General features: G+C 57.2%; 8 protein-coding genes, 2 tRNA genes and 3 rRNA genes. 12 read left to right on the top strand and 1 reads right to left on the bottom strand.

All coding sequences use genetic code 11. The annotated features are described in order from the left end of the window. Nucleotides 1–78: 78 nt before the first annotated feature. Both minD and minE read left to right on the top strand, forming a co-directional pair. Nucleotides 79–891, top strand: a complete 813-nt coding sequence (gene minD, locus H9K76_RS20085; RefSeq protein ID WP_187597042.1) for a septum site-determining protein MinD — start codon at nucleotides 79–81, stop codon at nucleotides 889–891. Between the two features lie 5 nt (nucleotides 892–896). Next, nucleotides 897–1,166, top strand: coding sequence for a cell division topological specificity factor MinE (minE, locus tag H9K76_RS20080; protein WP_187597041.1), 270 nt, complete (start codon nucleotides 897–899; stop codon nucleotides 1,164–1,166). Nucleotides 1,167–1,275: 109 nt separating this feature from the next. Here minE and H9K76_RS20075 read toward each other — a convergent pair whose 3' ends face one another. Continuing rightward, nucleotides 1,276–1,758 (bottom strand): flavin reductase family protein, encoded by a 483-nt coding sequence (locus H9K76_RS20075; RefSeq protein ID WP_187600759.1) that lies wholly within the window; start codon nucleotides 1,756–1,758, stop codon nucleotides 1,276–1,278. Nucleotides 1,759–1,961: 203 nt separating this feature from the next. On the opposite strand from H9K76_RS20075, the gene H9K76_RS20070 reads away from it, so the two are divergent. The 10 genes from H9K76_RS20070 to aceK all read left to right on the top strand — a co-directional run bounded on the left by H9K76_RS20070 (nucleotide 1,962) and on the right by aceK (nucleotide 13,913). Then, nucleotides 1,962–2,741, top strand: coding sequence for an alpha/beta fold hydrolase (locus H9K76_RS20070; RefSeq protein ID WP_187597040.1), 780 nt, complete (start codon nucleotides 1,962–1,964; stop codon nucleotides 2,739–2,741). 671 nt (nucleotides 2,742–3,412) lie between these two features. Continuing rightward, nucleotides 3,413–4,945 (top strand): 16S ribosomal RNA (locus tag H9K76_RS20065). 94 nt (nucleotides 4,946–5,039) lie between these two features. Then, nucleotides 5,040–5,116 (top strand) — tRNA-Ile (locus H9K76_RS20060). Nucleotides 5,117–5,146: 30 nt separating this feature from the next. Then, nucleotides 5,147–5,222 (top strand) — tRNA-Ala (locus H9K76_RS20055). A gap of 386 nt (nucleotides 5,223–5,608) precedes the next feature. Continuing rightward, nucleotides 5,609–8,487, top strand: a 23S ribosomal RNA gene (locus H9K76_RS20050). Nucleotides 8,488–8,623: 136 nt separating this feature from the next. Further along, nucleotides 8,624–8,736, top strand: a 5S ribosomal RNA gene (gene rrf / locus H9K76_RS20045). Together the 16S, 23S and 5S rRNA genes with 2 tRNA genes alongside form the textbook arrangement of a ribosomal RNA operon. Before the next feature lie 837 nt (nucleotides 8,737–9,573). Then, nucleotides 9,574–9,978 carry a MerR family transcriptional regulator gene (locus H9K76_RS20040; protein ID WP_187597039.1) on the top strand — a complete coding sequence of 135 codons (405 nt, stop codon included), beginning with the start codon at nucleotides 9,574–9,576 and terminating at the stop codon, nucleotides 9,976–9,978. 155 nt (nucleotides 9,979–10,133) lie between these two features. Beyond that, nucleotides 10,134–11,321: an isovaleryl-CoA dehydrogenase gene (locus H9K76_RS20035; protein ID WP_187597038.1), complete on the top strand. Its 1,188-nt coding sequence runs from the start codon at nucleotides 10,134–10,136 to the stop codon at nucleotides 11,319–11,321. 64 nt (nucleotides 11,322–11,385) lie between these two features. Then, complete coding sequence (can, locus tag H9K76_RS20030) at nucleotides 11,386–12,048, top strand: carbonate dehydratase (RefSeq protein ID WP_187597037.1); 663 nt, start codon at nucleotides 11,386–11,388, stop codon at nucleotides 12,046–12,048. 74 nt (nucleotides 12,049–12,122) lie between these two features. After that, nucleotides 12,123–13,913 (top strand): bifunctional isocitrate dehydrogenase kinase/phosphatase, encoded by a 1,791-nt coding sequence (gene aceK / locus H9K76_RS20025; RefSeq protein WP_187597036.1) that lies wholly within the window; start codon nucleotides 12,123–12,125, stop codon nucleotides 13,911–13,913. The last annotated feature ends 21 nt before the right edge of the window (nucleotides 13,914–13,934 follow it).

The following is a 13,934-nucleotide window of genomic DNA, read 5'->3' as shown; positions in this document are numbered from 1 at the left end:
CAGGCAGCATGAACCCGAATATCAAGACATCGATGGACTCTCCAATTTTGAAAACCCGAAGCAAGGACTTTGCATAACATGGCCAAAATCGTCGTCGTGACCTCCGGCAAGGGTGGCGTGGGCAAGACCACCACCAGTGCCGCCTTTGCATCCGGCCTGGCGCTGGCCGGCCACAAGACTGCCGTAATCGACTTTGACGTCGGTCTGCGCAACCTCGACCTGATCATGGGATGCGAGCGTCGCGTGGTGTATGACCTGATCAATGTGATCCAGGGCGAGGCCAATCTCAATCAGGCGCTGATCAAGGACAAGCAGTGCGACAACCTGTTCATCCTGGCCGCCAGCCAGACGCGTGACAAGGATGCGCTGACGCAGGACGGCGTGGGCAAGGTGCTCAAGGACCTCTCCGAGATGGATTTCGACTACATCGTCTGCGATTCGCCTGCCGGCATCGAGAGCGGTGCGCTCATGGCCATGCACTTTGCGGACGAGGCCCTGGTGGTCACCAACCCGGAGGTCTCCTCCGTGCGCGACTCCGACCGCATCCTCGGCATGCTGGGCAGCAAGACCAAGCGTGCCATCGAAGGCAAGGAGCCCATCAAGGAGCACCTGCTCATCACCCGCTACAACCCCAACCGCGTGGAAGACGGCCAGATGCTGAGTCTGGTCGATATCCAGGACATCCTTCGCATCCCGCTGATCGGCGTGATCCCGGAGTCCGAGAACGTGCTGCAGGCGTCCAACCAGGGCCTGCCCGCCATCCACCTGAAGGGCACGGACGTTTCCGAGGCCTACAAGGACGTGGTTGCACGCTTTCTCGGTGAAGACAAGCCCATGCGTTTCACCGACGCCGAGAAGCCGGGCTTCTTCAAGCGCATCTTCGGGAGGTAAGCCACATGTCCCTGTTGTCCTTCCTGCTCGGGGAGAAGAAGAAAACCGCCTCAGTCGCCAAGGAGCGCCTGCAGATCATCCTCGCGCACGAACGCAGCGGCCGCAACGCCGGCCAACCTGACTACCTGCCTGCGCTGCAGCGCGAGCTGGTGGCCGTCATCAGCAAGTACGTGTCGATCAATGCGGACGATATCAAGGTCCACCTGGAGCGCCAGGAGAACCTGGAAGTCCTGGAAGTGAAGATCGAGCTGCCGGAGGGCCCGGCCTCGAAGTGATGGTGCGGGCTGTGCACCGGACGATGCGCAGCACCATGAAAAAAGGATGTATCGGCGGCTGGCCGGTACATCCTTTTTGCGTTGGCTGTGCGTTCGTGAGGGAAGCCGCTCAGCGCTGCACCACCTTGTCGTCCTCGACGGCGGAATCTCCCAGCAGGCTCTCCGTATAGAAGCGCCCTCCGTGGTAGACCAGCGGCGAGCGGTCGGCGTGGTGCGTGCAATGCTCCACCTCGCCCACGAAGATGACGTGATCGCCTTCGACATAGCGGCTGCGGTTGAAACACTCGAAGCTGGCGGCGACATCCGGCAGCAACGGGGCGCCGCTCACGCCCAGGCGGTAGTCCACACCCGCCCAGCGATCGATGTCGCGGCGCGCGAACTGCTCGGCAAGCGCCTGCTGCTGCGCCGTCAGCACGTTGATCGCGTAATGCGACACCTGGTTCAGGGCGCCCAGCGAGGCCGCCTTGCTTGCCAGGCTCCACAGCACCAATGGCGGGTTGAGCGACACCGAGTTGAAGGAGTTGGCCGTCAGCCCGATCAGCTGCCCATCGGCGGTACGCGCCGTCACGATGGTCACGCCCGTGGCAAACATTCCCAGCGCATCGCGGAAATCGCGGGAAGTGAAGCCCGGCGTGCGGGCGGCTGTCGAAGCAAGGGGCGAGGAAGAGGTGAGATTCACGGGATCGCGGCGATCATTGCCGAAAGCGGAGGACTAAATCCAAGGTATGTGAGTGGGATATTATTGATCGCAACCCATCGGCCTGCTGCCGAAAGGGTTCCAGATGGAATTCAAGCATGGCAATTCTTCCCCGATTCACAAGCCTGGGCCACGGCCATACGGTCATCATGGTGCATGACGTCGACGGTGGGCACCTGACCTTCGCGCCCTCCGTGGAGTCGCTGGCCAGCCAGGGCTACCGGGCCATTGCCGTCGACCTGCCCGGATATGGCTACACGCCGCCGATCGAACCATACAACATCAAGGCGCTGGCGCAGAGCGTGCGGGCCTTGATCGACGCCCTGCAGGTCAAGGCCGTCACCCTGGTCGGCCACGGCATGGGCGCCATGGTGGCTCTTGAGGCCACCATGCGTGACGCGAACCTGATCCAGCGCCTGGTTCTGTGCGCCGGCGGGCCTCCCCTGGATGACGCCTCGGTCAGGGCCTGGACGGAACCCCGCCTTGCGGCACTGGAGGAGGGACTGTCGATGCCGCAGGTGGCACAGCGCGTCGTCTCGATGCAGACGGGGCAGAAGGCGATTCCCGAAGGCGTGCGGCTCATACGCCATGCCCTGGGAGAGGTGCATCCCCTTATATATAGGCACGCCCTGCAGGCGATGCCGGCATTCCAGCGCAATGCGGCGGCCTTGGCCCAGGTTCAGGTGCCCACTTTGCTGTTGGGCGGGGCGCAGGATGCCTGCATGCCTCCCGAAGCCCTCCAGGCCATGGCGCATGTGCTGCAGGATGCCAGCTCCATCACACTCCCGGGCATCGGCCATTGGCCCCAGCTCGAAGCACCCGAGGACTTTGACGGGCTGGTGATGGATTTTCTTGCTCATGGACGCAGCATTCACTGAATGAGCAAAGGCGGGGCTCCCAGACAAGGGGGCTTCAATCGACAGAAAAAGTCATCAAAATGACTTTTTCGTCACCAAACTCGTCTACAATCCAGCCCTTCCTCAAGAAGAGCGGGGATTTTCCGGAGTGATCTGGATGGTTCTCAGAGGTTCTTGAAGAAATTCTCGAAACTTTGCCGATTGGGTTTAAAAATCGGTATAGAATTGAGGGCTTCGCTGCTTGGAGGTGCTGACCGGGAAACTGGTTGATATTGAGAGCGGTGGCGGTCTTGAAAGAGATTGCGAAGTTGGCGGATTGATCAAAAAATCGTGTTATACTTCAAGGCTTCGCTGCTCAAAACGACGTTTGGTTGCTCTGGGTTGTGGTGGTTGAGTTGGATGGACCGGTTTTCCGGTTGATCCGATAAAGACCACAAAGTTTGACAGGTCTTTTTAAAACGTGTTAGAATTCAAGGCTTCGCTGATCACAGCAAGCAAACGAAATCGGATGGCTCCACGGGGTTGTTCAGGGTTTCGGGTTCATTAAAAACATACAGCCGATAAGCGTGGGCGTTTGATGGCGAGTGCCAAGTTCTTCGGAACTATCAAACGCTCATAAACAGTATTGTTGAAGTTAATCTTCATCAATTCCATTTTTGAGCAAAGTCGAAAGACTTTAAATTTTCAAGATCGAACTATAGAGTTTGATCCTGGCTCAGATTGAACGCTGGCGGCATGCCTTACACATGCAAGTCGAACGGTAACAGGTCTTCGGATGCTGACGAGTGGCGAACGGGTGAGTAATACATCGGAACGTGCCCGATCGTGGGGGATAACGAGGCGAAAGCTTTGCTAATACCGCATACGATCTACGGATGAAAGCGGGGGATCTTCGGACCTCGCGCGGACGGAGCGGCCGATGGCAGATTAGGTAGTTGGTGGGATAAAAGCTTACCAAGCCGACGATCTGTAGCTGGTCTGAGAGGATGATCAGCCACACTGGGACTGAGACACGGCCCAGACTCCTACGGGAGGCAGCAGTGGGGAATTTTGGACAATGGGGGAAACCCTGATCCAGCCATGCCGCGTGCAGGATGAAGGCCTTCGGGTTGTAAACTGCTTTTGTACGGAACGAAAAGGTCTCTTCTAATAAAGGGGGCCCATGACGGTACCGTAAGAATAAGCACCGGCTAACTACGTGCCAGCAGCCGCGGTAATACGTAGGGTGCAAGCGTTAATCGGAATTACTGGGCGTAAAGCGTGCGCAGGCGGTTATGTAAGACAGATGTGAAATCCCCGGGCTCAACCTGGGAACTGCATTTGTGACTGCATGGCTTGAGTGCGGCAGAGGGGGATGGAATTCCGCGTGTAGCAGTGAAATGCGTAGATATGCGGAGGAACACCGATGGCGAAGGCAATCCCCTGGGCCTGCACTGACGCTCATGCACGAAAGCGTGGGGAGCAAACAGGATTAGATACCCTGGTAGTCCACGCCCTAAACGATGTCAACTGGTTGTTGGGAATTTGTTTTCTCAGTAACGAAGCTAACGCGTGAAGTTGACCGCCTGGGGAGTACGGCCGCAAGGTTGAAACTCAAAGGAATTGACGGGGACCCGCACAAGCGGTGGATGATGTGGTTTAATTCGATGCAACGCGAAAAACCTTACCCACCTTTGACATGGCAGGAAGTCCACAGAGATGAGGATGTGCTCGAAAGAGAACCTGCACACAGGTGCTGCATGGCTGTCGTCAGCTCGTGTCGTGAGATGTTGGGTTAAGTCCCGCAACGAGCGCAACCCTTGTCATTAGTTGCTACATTTAGTTGGGCACTCTAATGAGACTGCCGGTGACAAACCGGAGGAAGGTGGGGATGACGTCAAGTCCTCATGGCCCTTATAGGTGGGGCTACACACGTCATACAATGGCTGGTACAAAGGGTTGCCAACCCGCGAGGGGGAGCTAATCCCATAAAGCCAGTCGTAGTCCGGATCGCAGTCTGCAACTCGACTGCGTGAAGTCGGAATCGCTAGTAATCGTGGATCAGAATGTCACGGTGAATACGTTCCCGGGTCTTGTACACACCGCCCGTCACACCATGGGAGCGGGTCTCGCCAGAAGTAGGTAGCCTAACCGCAAGGAGGGCGCTTACCACGGCGGGGTTCGTGACTGGGGTGAAGTCGTAACAAGGTAGCCGTATCGGAAGGTGCGGCTGGATCACCTCCTTTCTGGAAAACAGCATTCAAGATTGAACGCCCACACTTATCGGTTGTTGGAACGCGAGCCTGATTGAGCAGTTGAGAGACTGCTGAATATGGGAATGGGTCTGTAGCTCAGCTGGTTAGAGCACCGTCTTGATAAGGCGGGGGTCGTTGGTTCGAGCCCAACTAGACCCACCAAACGTCCAATACCTGGTGAGAAGGAATCCTGGGGGATTAGCTCAGCTGGGAGAGCACCTGCTTTGCAAGCAGGGGGTCGTCGGTTCGATCCCGTCATCCTCCACCATCAACCCGCTTATCGAAGTATCGATTAGATCAACACCAAAGCAGTTTGGAAACAGACTTCTTTGTTGTTGGTTCCGGATTACCGGAGTCAATACGGCTGTTCTTTAAAAATTCATAGAGTCGAAATCAGCGTTGCTGGCGGAAAGCAGAAATTCGTAAAGGTTTTACTGCACCGTGCCGCCAGTGACAAATTTGATTGCGTCAAAACGAATAGACAAAAACTTTGTTTGTTCAAGTAATGACGAATCGTTCTCAAAGCGGTGATCCAGAGATGGATTGCGGCTAAAAGAATCATTCACATTACGGCATAACGCGTGAGGTGAGAGACCTCACATAAGTCTGAGATTCTTGCAGCGATGTATCTCGTAAGAGATGTCAAAGTTATAGGGTCAAGTGACTAAGAGCATATGGTGGATGCCTTGGCGATGATAGGCGAAGAAAGACGTGATAGCCTGCGATAAGCTTCGGGGAGCTGGCAAATAAGCTTTGATCCGGAGATTTCTGAATGGGGAAACCCACCCGCAAGGGTATCGTTGACTGAATACATAGGTCAACGAGGCGAACCGAGTGAACTGAAACATCTAAGTAGCTCGAGGAAAAGACATCAACCGAGATTCCGATAGTAGTGGCGAGCGAATTCGGAAGAGCCTTGCAGTGATAGTCATTGTGTTAACAAAACGGAATGGAAAGTCCGGCCATAGTGGGTGATAGCCCCGTATGTGAAAACACAGTGGTGGTACTAGGCTGCAGACAAGTAGGGCGGGGCACGAGAAACCCTGTCTGAATATGGGGGGACCATCCTCCAAGGCTAAATACTCATCATCGACCGATAGTGAACAAGTACCGTGAGGGAAAGGCGAAAAGAACCCCGGGAGGGGAGTGAAATAGATCCTGAAACCGTATGCTTACAAAAAGTCGGAGCCTCGTAAGGGGTGACGGCGTACCTTTTGTATAATGGGTCAGCGACTTACATTCAGTGGCAAGCTTAACCGAATAGGGGAGGCGTAGAGAAATCGAGTCCGAATAGGGCGTCTTAGTCGCTGGGTGTAGACCCGAAACCAAGTGATCTATCCATGGCCAGGATGAAGGTGCCGTAACAGGTACTGGAGGTCCGAACCGACTAGTGTTGCAAAACTAGCGGATGAGCTGTGGATAGGGGTGAAAGGCTAAACAAACTTGGAAATAGCTGGTTCTCTCCGAAAACTATTTAGGTAGTGCCTCAAGTATTACCTGCGGGGGTAGAGCACTGTTTTGGCTAGGGGGTCATGGCGACTTACCAAACCAAGGCAAACTCCGAATACCGCAGAGTACAGCTTGGGAGACAGAGCACCGGGTGCTAACGTCCGGACTCAAGAGGGAAACAACCCAGACCGCCAGCTAAGGTCCCTAAAATTGGCTAAGTGGGAAACGAAGTGGGAAGGCTAAAACAGTCAGGATGTTGGCTTAGAAGCAGCCATCATTTAAAGAAAGCGTAATAGCTCACTGATCGAGTCGTCCTGCGCGGAAGATGTAACGGGGCTAAGCCAGTTACCGAAGCTGCGGATGTGCAATTTATTGCACGTGGTAGGAGAGCGTTCTGTAAGCCTGTGAAGGTGTCTGGAGACGGATGCTGGAGGTATCAGAAGTGCGAATGCTGACATGAGTAGCGTTAAAGCGGGTGAAAAGCCCGCTCGCCGTAAGCGCAAGGTTTCCTACGCAACGTTCATCGGCGTAGGGTGAGTCGGCCCCTAAGGCGAGGCAGAGATGCGTAGCTGATGGGAAACAGGTCAATATTCCTGTACCGATCAATAGTGCGATGTGGGGACGGAGAAGGTTAGCTCAGCCAACTGTTGGATATGTTGGTTCAAGCCTGTAGTCGTGCCCGGTAGGCAAATCCGCCGGGCTAAGATGAGGGGTGATAACGAGTCTGCTTGCAGACGAAGTGAGTGATACCCTGCTTCCAGGAAAAGCCACTAAGCTTCAGCTATTGACGACCGTACCGCAAACCGACACTGGTGCGCGAGATGAGTATTCTAAGGCGCTTGAGAGAACTCAGGAGAAGGAACTCGGCAAATTGATACCGTAACTTCGGGAGAAGGTATGCCCCAAGTAGGTGGACTCGTACAGAGCGAGCCCAAAGGGGTTGCAAAAAATCGGTGGCTGCGACTGTTTAATAAAAACACAGCACTCTGCAAACACGAAAGTGGACGTATAGGGTGTGACGCCTGCCCGGTGCTGGAAGATTAAATGATGGGGTGCAAGCTCTTGATTGAAGTCCCAGTAAACGGCGGCCGTAACTATAACGGTCCTAAGGTAGCGAAATTCCTTGTCGGGTAAGTTCCGACCTGCACGAATGGCGTAACGATGGCCACGCTGTCTCCTCCTGAGACTCAGCGAAGTTGAAATGTTTGTGATGATGCAATCTCCCCGCGGAAAGACGGAAAGACCCCATGAACCTTTACTGTAGCTTTGTATTGGACTTTGAACAGATCTGTGTAGGATAGGTGGGAGGCTTTGAAGTGAGGACGCTAGTTCTCATGGAGCCAACGTTGAAATACCACCCTGGTGTGTTTGAGGTTCTAACCTAGGTCCCTTATCGGGATCGGGGACAGTGCATGGTAGGCAGTTTGACTGGGGCGGTCTCCTCCCAAAGTGTAACGGAGGAGTTCGAAGGTACGCTAGTTACGGTCGGACATCGTGACGATAGTGCAATGGCATAAGCGTGCTTAACTGCGAGACTGACAAGTCGAGCAGATGCGAAAGCAGGACATAGTGATCCGGTGGTTCTGTATGGAAGGGCCATCGCTCAACGGATAAAAGGTACTCTGGGGATAACAGGCTGATACCGCCCAAGAGTTCATATCGACGGCGGTGTTTGGCACCTCGATGTCGGCTCATCTCATCCTGGGGCTGTAGTCGGTCCCAAGGGTATGGCTGTTCGCCATTTAAAGAGGTACGTGAGCTGGGTTTAAAACGTCGTGAGACAGTTTGGTCCCTATCTTCCGTGGGCGCTGCAGATTTGAGGAAGCCTGCTCCTAGTACGAGAGGACCGGAGTGGACACACCTCTGGTGTACCTGTTGTCACGCCAGTGGCATCGCAGGGTAGCTATGTGTGGAAGAGATAACCGCTGAAAGCATCTAAGCGGGAAACTCGTTTCAAGATGAGATCTGCCGGGGCCTCGAGCCCCCTGAAGGGTCGTTGTAGACCACGACGTTGATAGGCTGGGTGTGGAAGCGCAGTAATGCGTTAAGCTAACCAGTACTAATTGCCCGTGCGGCTTGACCCTATAACTTTGATATGTTCAAAGACTTGTAGTTATGCCAAGTACGCAATCAAATTAACCTCAATACGATTGAGCTGATTGAAGACTCTATGAATTCGCAACGCAGTTCACCAAATGAACTGCCAAGCACCCAGTTATGCCTGATGACCATAGCAAGTTGGTCCCACTCCTTCCCATCCCGAACAGGACAGTGAAACGACTTTGCGCCGATGATAGTGCGGGTTCCCGTGTGAAAGTAGGTCATCGTCAGGCTCTTACAGCCCAAACCGCCCTCCACTCGACAGAGTCGGAGGGCGTTTTGCTTTGGGGGCGCCACAATCGCACAGCACTCCATTGCAGGGGCATGAAAAGGGCTCCCTCTGCCCTGTAGAACATCTCCTCACCTGGCCACACCGCAGAGGCCGGGACTGCCCCCGGCGGGGCAGTCACTTTTTGCTGGCGCGCAAAAAGTCACCAAAAACGCGCTCCCAATACCCAATACCTCCGGCAGAACTCGCTACGTTCCTTCGTCACTGCGCTCAGACAGCCGCCGGAAGTCAGTCCAGCAGAGAAACACTCGGCACATCGCTGCGCTCGTGCCAAGGCATCTCGCGACTTCGCGAGATGTTCAGTGATCAAACGACCAACGTGGTTCAAAACTGGCGCAGTCTGCTCGCCCGACGTCGGGCGAGCCCGGCAGGAGCGCAGCGATGTGCCGTGCACACCTCTTCCCAACTGACTCGCGGTGGCTGTCTGAACGGAGCGCGTAGCGCGAAGTGAGTTTTACCGCGTGAACCCGTATTCAAAGCGCATTTTTGGTGACTTTTTGGGCAAGACCAAAAAGTTACTGCCCCGCCGGGGGCACTCCCGGCCTCTGAACTCGAGACAAGCAAGGGCCGTTCTACAGACCACTCCCCAGAGCACGTCACCTCAAACGAAACACCAGCCCCCGAGGTCACCACCTGCGCCAAGTTGGGGTTGAGAGATGACAAATTCGCAAATTGATGCCGGTAAGAAGCACTCTCGGATATATTGACGTATACGTCAACCGAAGTTGCCCCGGCACATCTGCTGAGCATCTCTGCCAACCAACGACAACAACTCCACTTCATGGGTACGACCTACACCATCAGCGATCTGGCCAAGGAATTCGACCTCACCACGCGTGCGATGCGCTTCTACGAGGACATGGGCCTGCTGCGCCCGGATCGTGCTGGCCCGGGCGGGCGCAGCCGGGTCTACAGCCCACGGGATCGCACGCGGCTCAAGCTCACGTTGAGGGCCAAGCGGCTGGGACTTTCGTTGACGGAGGCCAAGGAGATCATTGACCTCTACGACAGCCCGCGCGACACAGGCAACCAGTTGCGCAAGTTCCTGGAGGTGCTGGGCCAGCACCGCAAGCAGCTCGAGGCGCAGATGACGGATCTCCAGGCGAACCTGGACGAGATCCGCGAGCACGAAAAAGAAGCGCTGGCACACCTGCACCGTCTGGACCCGGAAGCCAAAAATAAGTGATAATTGACGTTTACGTAAACGTCATATGTGTGTTCCATACCCTGCCAAGATGCAGGGTGATATCGTGAGATGGCGTTGCCATGCCTGTTTCGCACCATCAAACCTGTTGAACGTCCGTCTGTAGTTTCAGTTCTCACCTCTCTCGGAGACAAACCATGAGCCTTGCCAACCTGCCCGGTCTGAATTTCCAACTTGGCGAAGATATCGATGCGCTGCGTGACGCGGTGCGTGAATTCGCACAGGCCGAAATCGCTCCACGCGCCGCCGAAGTCGACCGCACCGACCAGTTCCCCATGGACCTGTGGCGCAAGTTCGGCGAGCTGGGCGTGCTGGGCATCACCGTGTCGGAGCAGTACGGCGGTGCGAACATGGGCTATCTGGCGCACATGATCGCGATGGAGGAGATCTCGCGTGCGAGCGCGTCGATCGGACTGTCCTACGGCGCACACTCCAACCTGTGCGTGAACCAGATCAACCGCAACGGCAATGACGCGCAGAAGGCCAAGTACCTGCCCAAGCTGATCAGTGGCGAGCACGTGGGTGCTCTGGCGATGAGCGAGCCGGGAGCCGGTTCCGACGTGATCAGCATGAAGCTCAAGGCCGAGGACAAGGGCGGCTATTACCTGCTCAACGGTACCAAGATGTGGATCACCAACGGCCCCGATGCCGACACCCTGGTGGTGTATGCCAAGAGCGAGCCGGAACTGGGCGCCCGTGGCGTCACGGCATTCCTGATCGAGAAGGGCATGAAGGGGTTCTCGATTGCGCAGAAGCTCGACAAGCTGGGCATGCGCGGCAGCCACACGGGCGAGCTGGTGTTCGAGAACGTCGAGGTGCCGGCCGAGAACGTGCTGGGCCAGGTGAATGGCGGCGCCAAGGTGTTGATGAGCGGCCTGGATTACGAGCGCGCCGTGCTGACGGGCGGCCCGCTGGGCATCATGCAGTCGGTGATGGACAATGTGATCCCCTACATCCACGACCGCAAGCAGTTCGGCCAGAGCATCGGCGAGTTCCAGCTCATCCAGGGCAAGGTGGCCGACATGTACACCGTGCTGCAAGCTGCACGCTCCTTCGCCTATACAGTTGCTAAAAACCTGGATCTGCTGGGAACCGACCATGTCCGCCAGGTGCGCAAGGACTGCGCGAGCGTCATTCTGTGGACGGCCGAGAAGGCGACCTGGATGGCCGGCGAAGGCGTGCAAATCTATGGCGGCAATGGGTATATCAACGAATATCCGCTGGGCCGACTCTGGCGGGATGCGAAACTCTATGAAATCGGCGCAGGCACGAGCGAGATTCGCCGCATGTTGATCGGTCGCGAGCTGTTTGCTGAAACCTGCTGACAGTAGCCACCCCAGCCAGTTGCTGCGCTGCCCTTCTTGAATCAAACTGAAAAAGGATTGCCTCATGAGCACAACCTCCATCGAACAGCTGTTTGTCCATAACCGTCAATGGGCTGAGCAGATGGAGCGTGAACGGCCCGGGTTCTTCACCGGGCTGATGGCGCAGCAAAAACCCAAGTACATGTGGATCGGCTGTTCCGACAGCCGCGTTCCTGCCAACCAGATCTCGGGCCTGGAGCCGGGCGAGGTGTTCGTTCACCGTAACGTGGCCAACGTGGTCGTGCCCAGCGACCTGAACTGCCTGTCCACTATTCAATACGCGGTCGATCACCTGAAGGTGGAAAACCTGATGGTGGTGGGCCACTACGGTTGCGGTGGCGTGCTGGCCGCCCTCGAAGGCCTGCGCCTGGGCCTGGTCGACAACTGGACCCGCCACGTGCGCGATGTGCGCGACAAGCACATCGAGCTGCTCGAATCCCTGTCGCCGCAATGGCGCCATGACGCCCTGTGCGAGCTCAACTCCATCGAACAGGTGGTGAACGTGGCCCAGTCCACTGTGCTGCAGGATGCGTGGGCGCGCGGCCAGAAGATCACGCTGCACGGCTGGTGCTACAGCCTCAAGAACGGTCTCATCACCAACCTGGAGATGACGGTTCCCGGCGTGGGTGGCCTGGCGGAGGTGCATGCAGCCGCCGTGGAAAAGGTCGCGAGCCGCAAGCGCGGCTGACGCGCCGCACGGTTCGCTTCTACCAGTTCCCGCCCCCATCGTCGCCCGCAGCACGGCATAGAAGGCACCCATCCATGTTTCCGCAACGTCTGGATGCCCCGCAGGCCTACGACATCGCGAAGGCGATGATGGATGGCTTCAACCGGCACTACAAGCTGTTCCGTGCCGAATCCGCGCGCGCCAAGCATCGTTTCGAGACGCAGGACTGGCACGGGCAACAGCGCGCGCAACGCGAGCGCATCGAGTTCTACGACCTGCGCGTGAAGGAATGCGTGCTGCGGCTGGACAAGGAATTCGCCGCAGGAGCGCAGCCCATGAACGTGTGGCAGCAGGTGAAGCTGCACTACATCGGGCTGATGGTCGAGCATCTGCAGCCCGAACTGGCCGAGACCTTCTTCAATTCGGTCACGACGAAGATCCTGCACCGCACGCACTTCCAGAACGATTTCATCTTCGTGCGTCCCGCCGTCAGCACGGAGTACCTGGAAAGCCGTACGCCCGGTGCGCTGCCCACCTACCGTGCCTACTATCCGCAGACGCTGGACGCGTTGCCCGAGGCCCTGCATGAGCTGTTCGTGCAGCTCGACCTGCAATGCCCGTTCGACGACCTGCAGCGTGACGTGCGACTGCTGGGCGAGCGCATTGCCGCACGCCTGGCGGGACTCACGCTGCGCGCGAATTTCCAGATCCAGGTGCTGTCCAACCTGTTCTATCGGAACAAGGGGGCCTATCTGGTCGGCAAGATCATCACCGGCTATACCGAGCTGGCGTTCTCCGTTCCCATACTGCACGGCAGCGAGGGCCGGCTGCTGCTGCATGCCGCGCTGTTTGGCGAAGACGACATGCATGGCCTGTTCAGCTTCGCGCGCGCCTATTTCATGGTCGACATGGAGGTGCCGAGCGCCTACGTGCAGTTCCTGCGCACGCTCATGCCGCGCAAGCCGCGCTCGGATCTCTACACCGCGCTGGGCCTGGGCAAGCAGGGCAAGACGCTGTTCTACCGCGACTTCCTGCACCACCTGCGCTACTCGAGCGACAAGTTCCGCATCGCGCCGGGCATCAAGGGCATGGTGATGCTGGTGTTCGATCTGCCGAGTTTCCCCTACGTTTTCAAGCTCATCAAGGACCATTTCCCTGCGCCGAAGGAAACCACGCGCGAGCAGGTCAAGGGCAAGTACCTGCTGGTCAAGCAGCACGATCGCGTCGGCCGCATGGCGGACACGCTGGAGTACAGCCTGGTGGCGTTTCCGCGGGACCGCTTTTCCGACGAGCTGATCGAGGAGATCCGGAAATTCGCGCCGAGCCAGCTCGAGATCAGCGACCGCGACGGCGACGGGCAGCAGGAAGTCATCATCAGCCACCTCTACATCGAGCGCCGCCTCGTGCCGCTCAACATCCACCTGCAGGAATGCTTCGACAAGGGCCTGGGCGATGCGGACGCGGCGCGCAGCATGTCGAGCGCGGTGGTGGAGTACGGCAATGCGATCAAGGATCTCGTCGCGGCCAACATCTTTCCGGGTGACATGCTGTGGAAGAACTTCGGTATCACGCGCAACGGCAAGGTCGTGTTCTACGACTACGACGAGATCGAATACCTCACCGACTGCAATTTCCGCCGCGTGCCCGCTCCGCGCAACGAGGAAGAGGAGATGTCGGGCGAGGTCTGGTACGCGGTGCATCCGCGCGATGTGTTCCCGGAGACCTTCGGCCCATTCCTGCTCGGCAACGACGCCGTTCGCGAAGTCTTCATGCGGCACCACGCAGACCTGCTCGATGCGCAGTTCTGGCAGTCGCACAAGGAGCGCATTCAGGCAGGCCACATGCTCGATGTCTTCCCCTACGACGCGGAGCGCCGCCTGCAGTGAAGTGAATGCGCGAGCGAACGG

This window comes from Diaphorobacter ruginosibacter (assembly GCF_014395975.1).
Classification (GTDB): Bacteria; Pseudomonadota; Gammaproteobacteria; order Burkholderiales; family Burkholderiaceae_C; genus Diaphorobacter_A; species Diaphorobacter_A ruginosibacter.
The sequence above is the reverse complement of the archived record's forward strand: the minus strand, read 5'-3'. Positions and strand labels throughout refer to the sequence as shown.

Coding starts and splice junctions, on each gene's coding strand:
- minD (WP_187597042.1), top strand. CDS start 79: ATGGCCAAAATCGTCGTCGTGACCTCCGGCAAGGGTGGCGTGGGCAAG.
- minE (WP_187597041.1), top strand. CDS start 897: ATGTCCCTGTTGTCCTTCCTGCTCGGGGAGAAGAAGAAAACCGCCTCA.
- H9K76_RS20075 (WP_187600759.1), bottom strand. CDS start 1,758: ATGTTTGCCACGGGCGTGACCATCGTGACGGCGCGTACCGCCGATGGG.
- H9K76_RS20070 (WP_187597040.1), top strand. CDS start 1,962: ATGGCAATTCTTCCCCGATTCACAAGCCTGGGCCACGGCCATACGGTC.
- H9K76_RS20040 (WP_187597039.1), top strand. CDS start 9,574: ATGGGTACGACCTACACCATCAGCGATCTGGCCAAGGAATTCGACCTC.
- H9K76_RS20035 (WP_187597038.1), top strand. CDS start 10,134: ATGAGCCTTGCCAACCTGCCCGGTCTGAATTTCCAACTTGGCGAAGAT.
- can (WP_187597037.1), top strand. CDS start 11,386: ATGAGCACAACCTCCATCGAACAGCTGTTTGTCCATAACCGTCAATGG.
- aceK (WP_187597036.1), top strand. CDS start 12,123: ATGTTTCCGCAACGTCTGGATGCCCCGCAGGCCTACGACATCGCGAAG.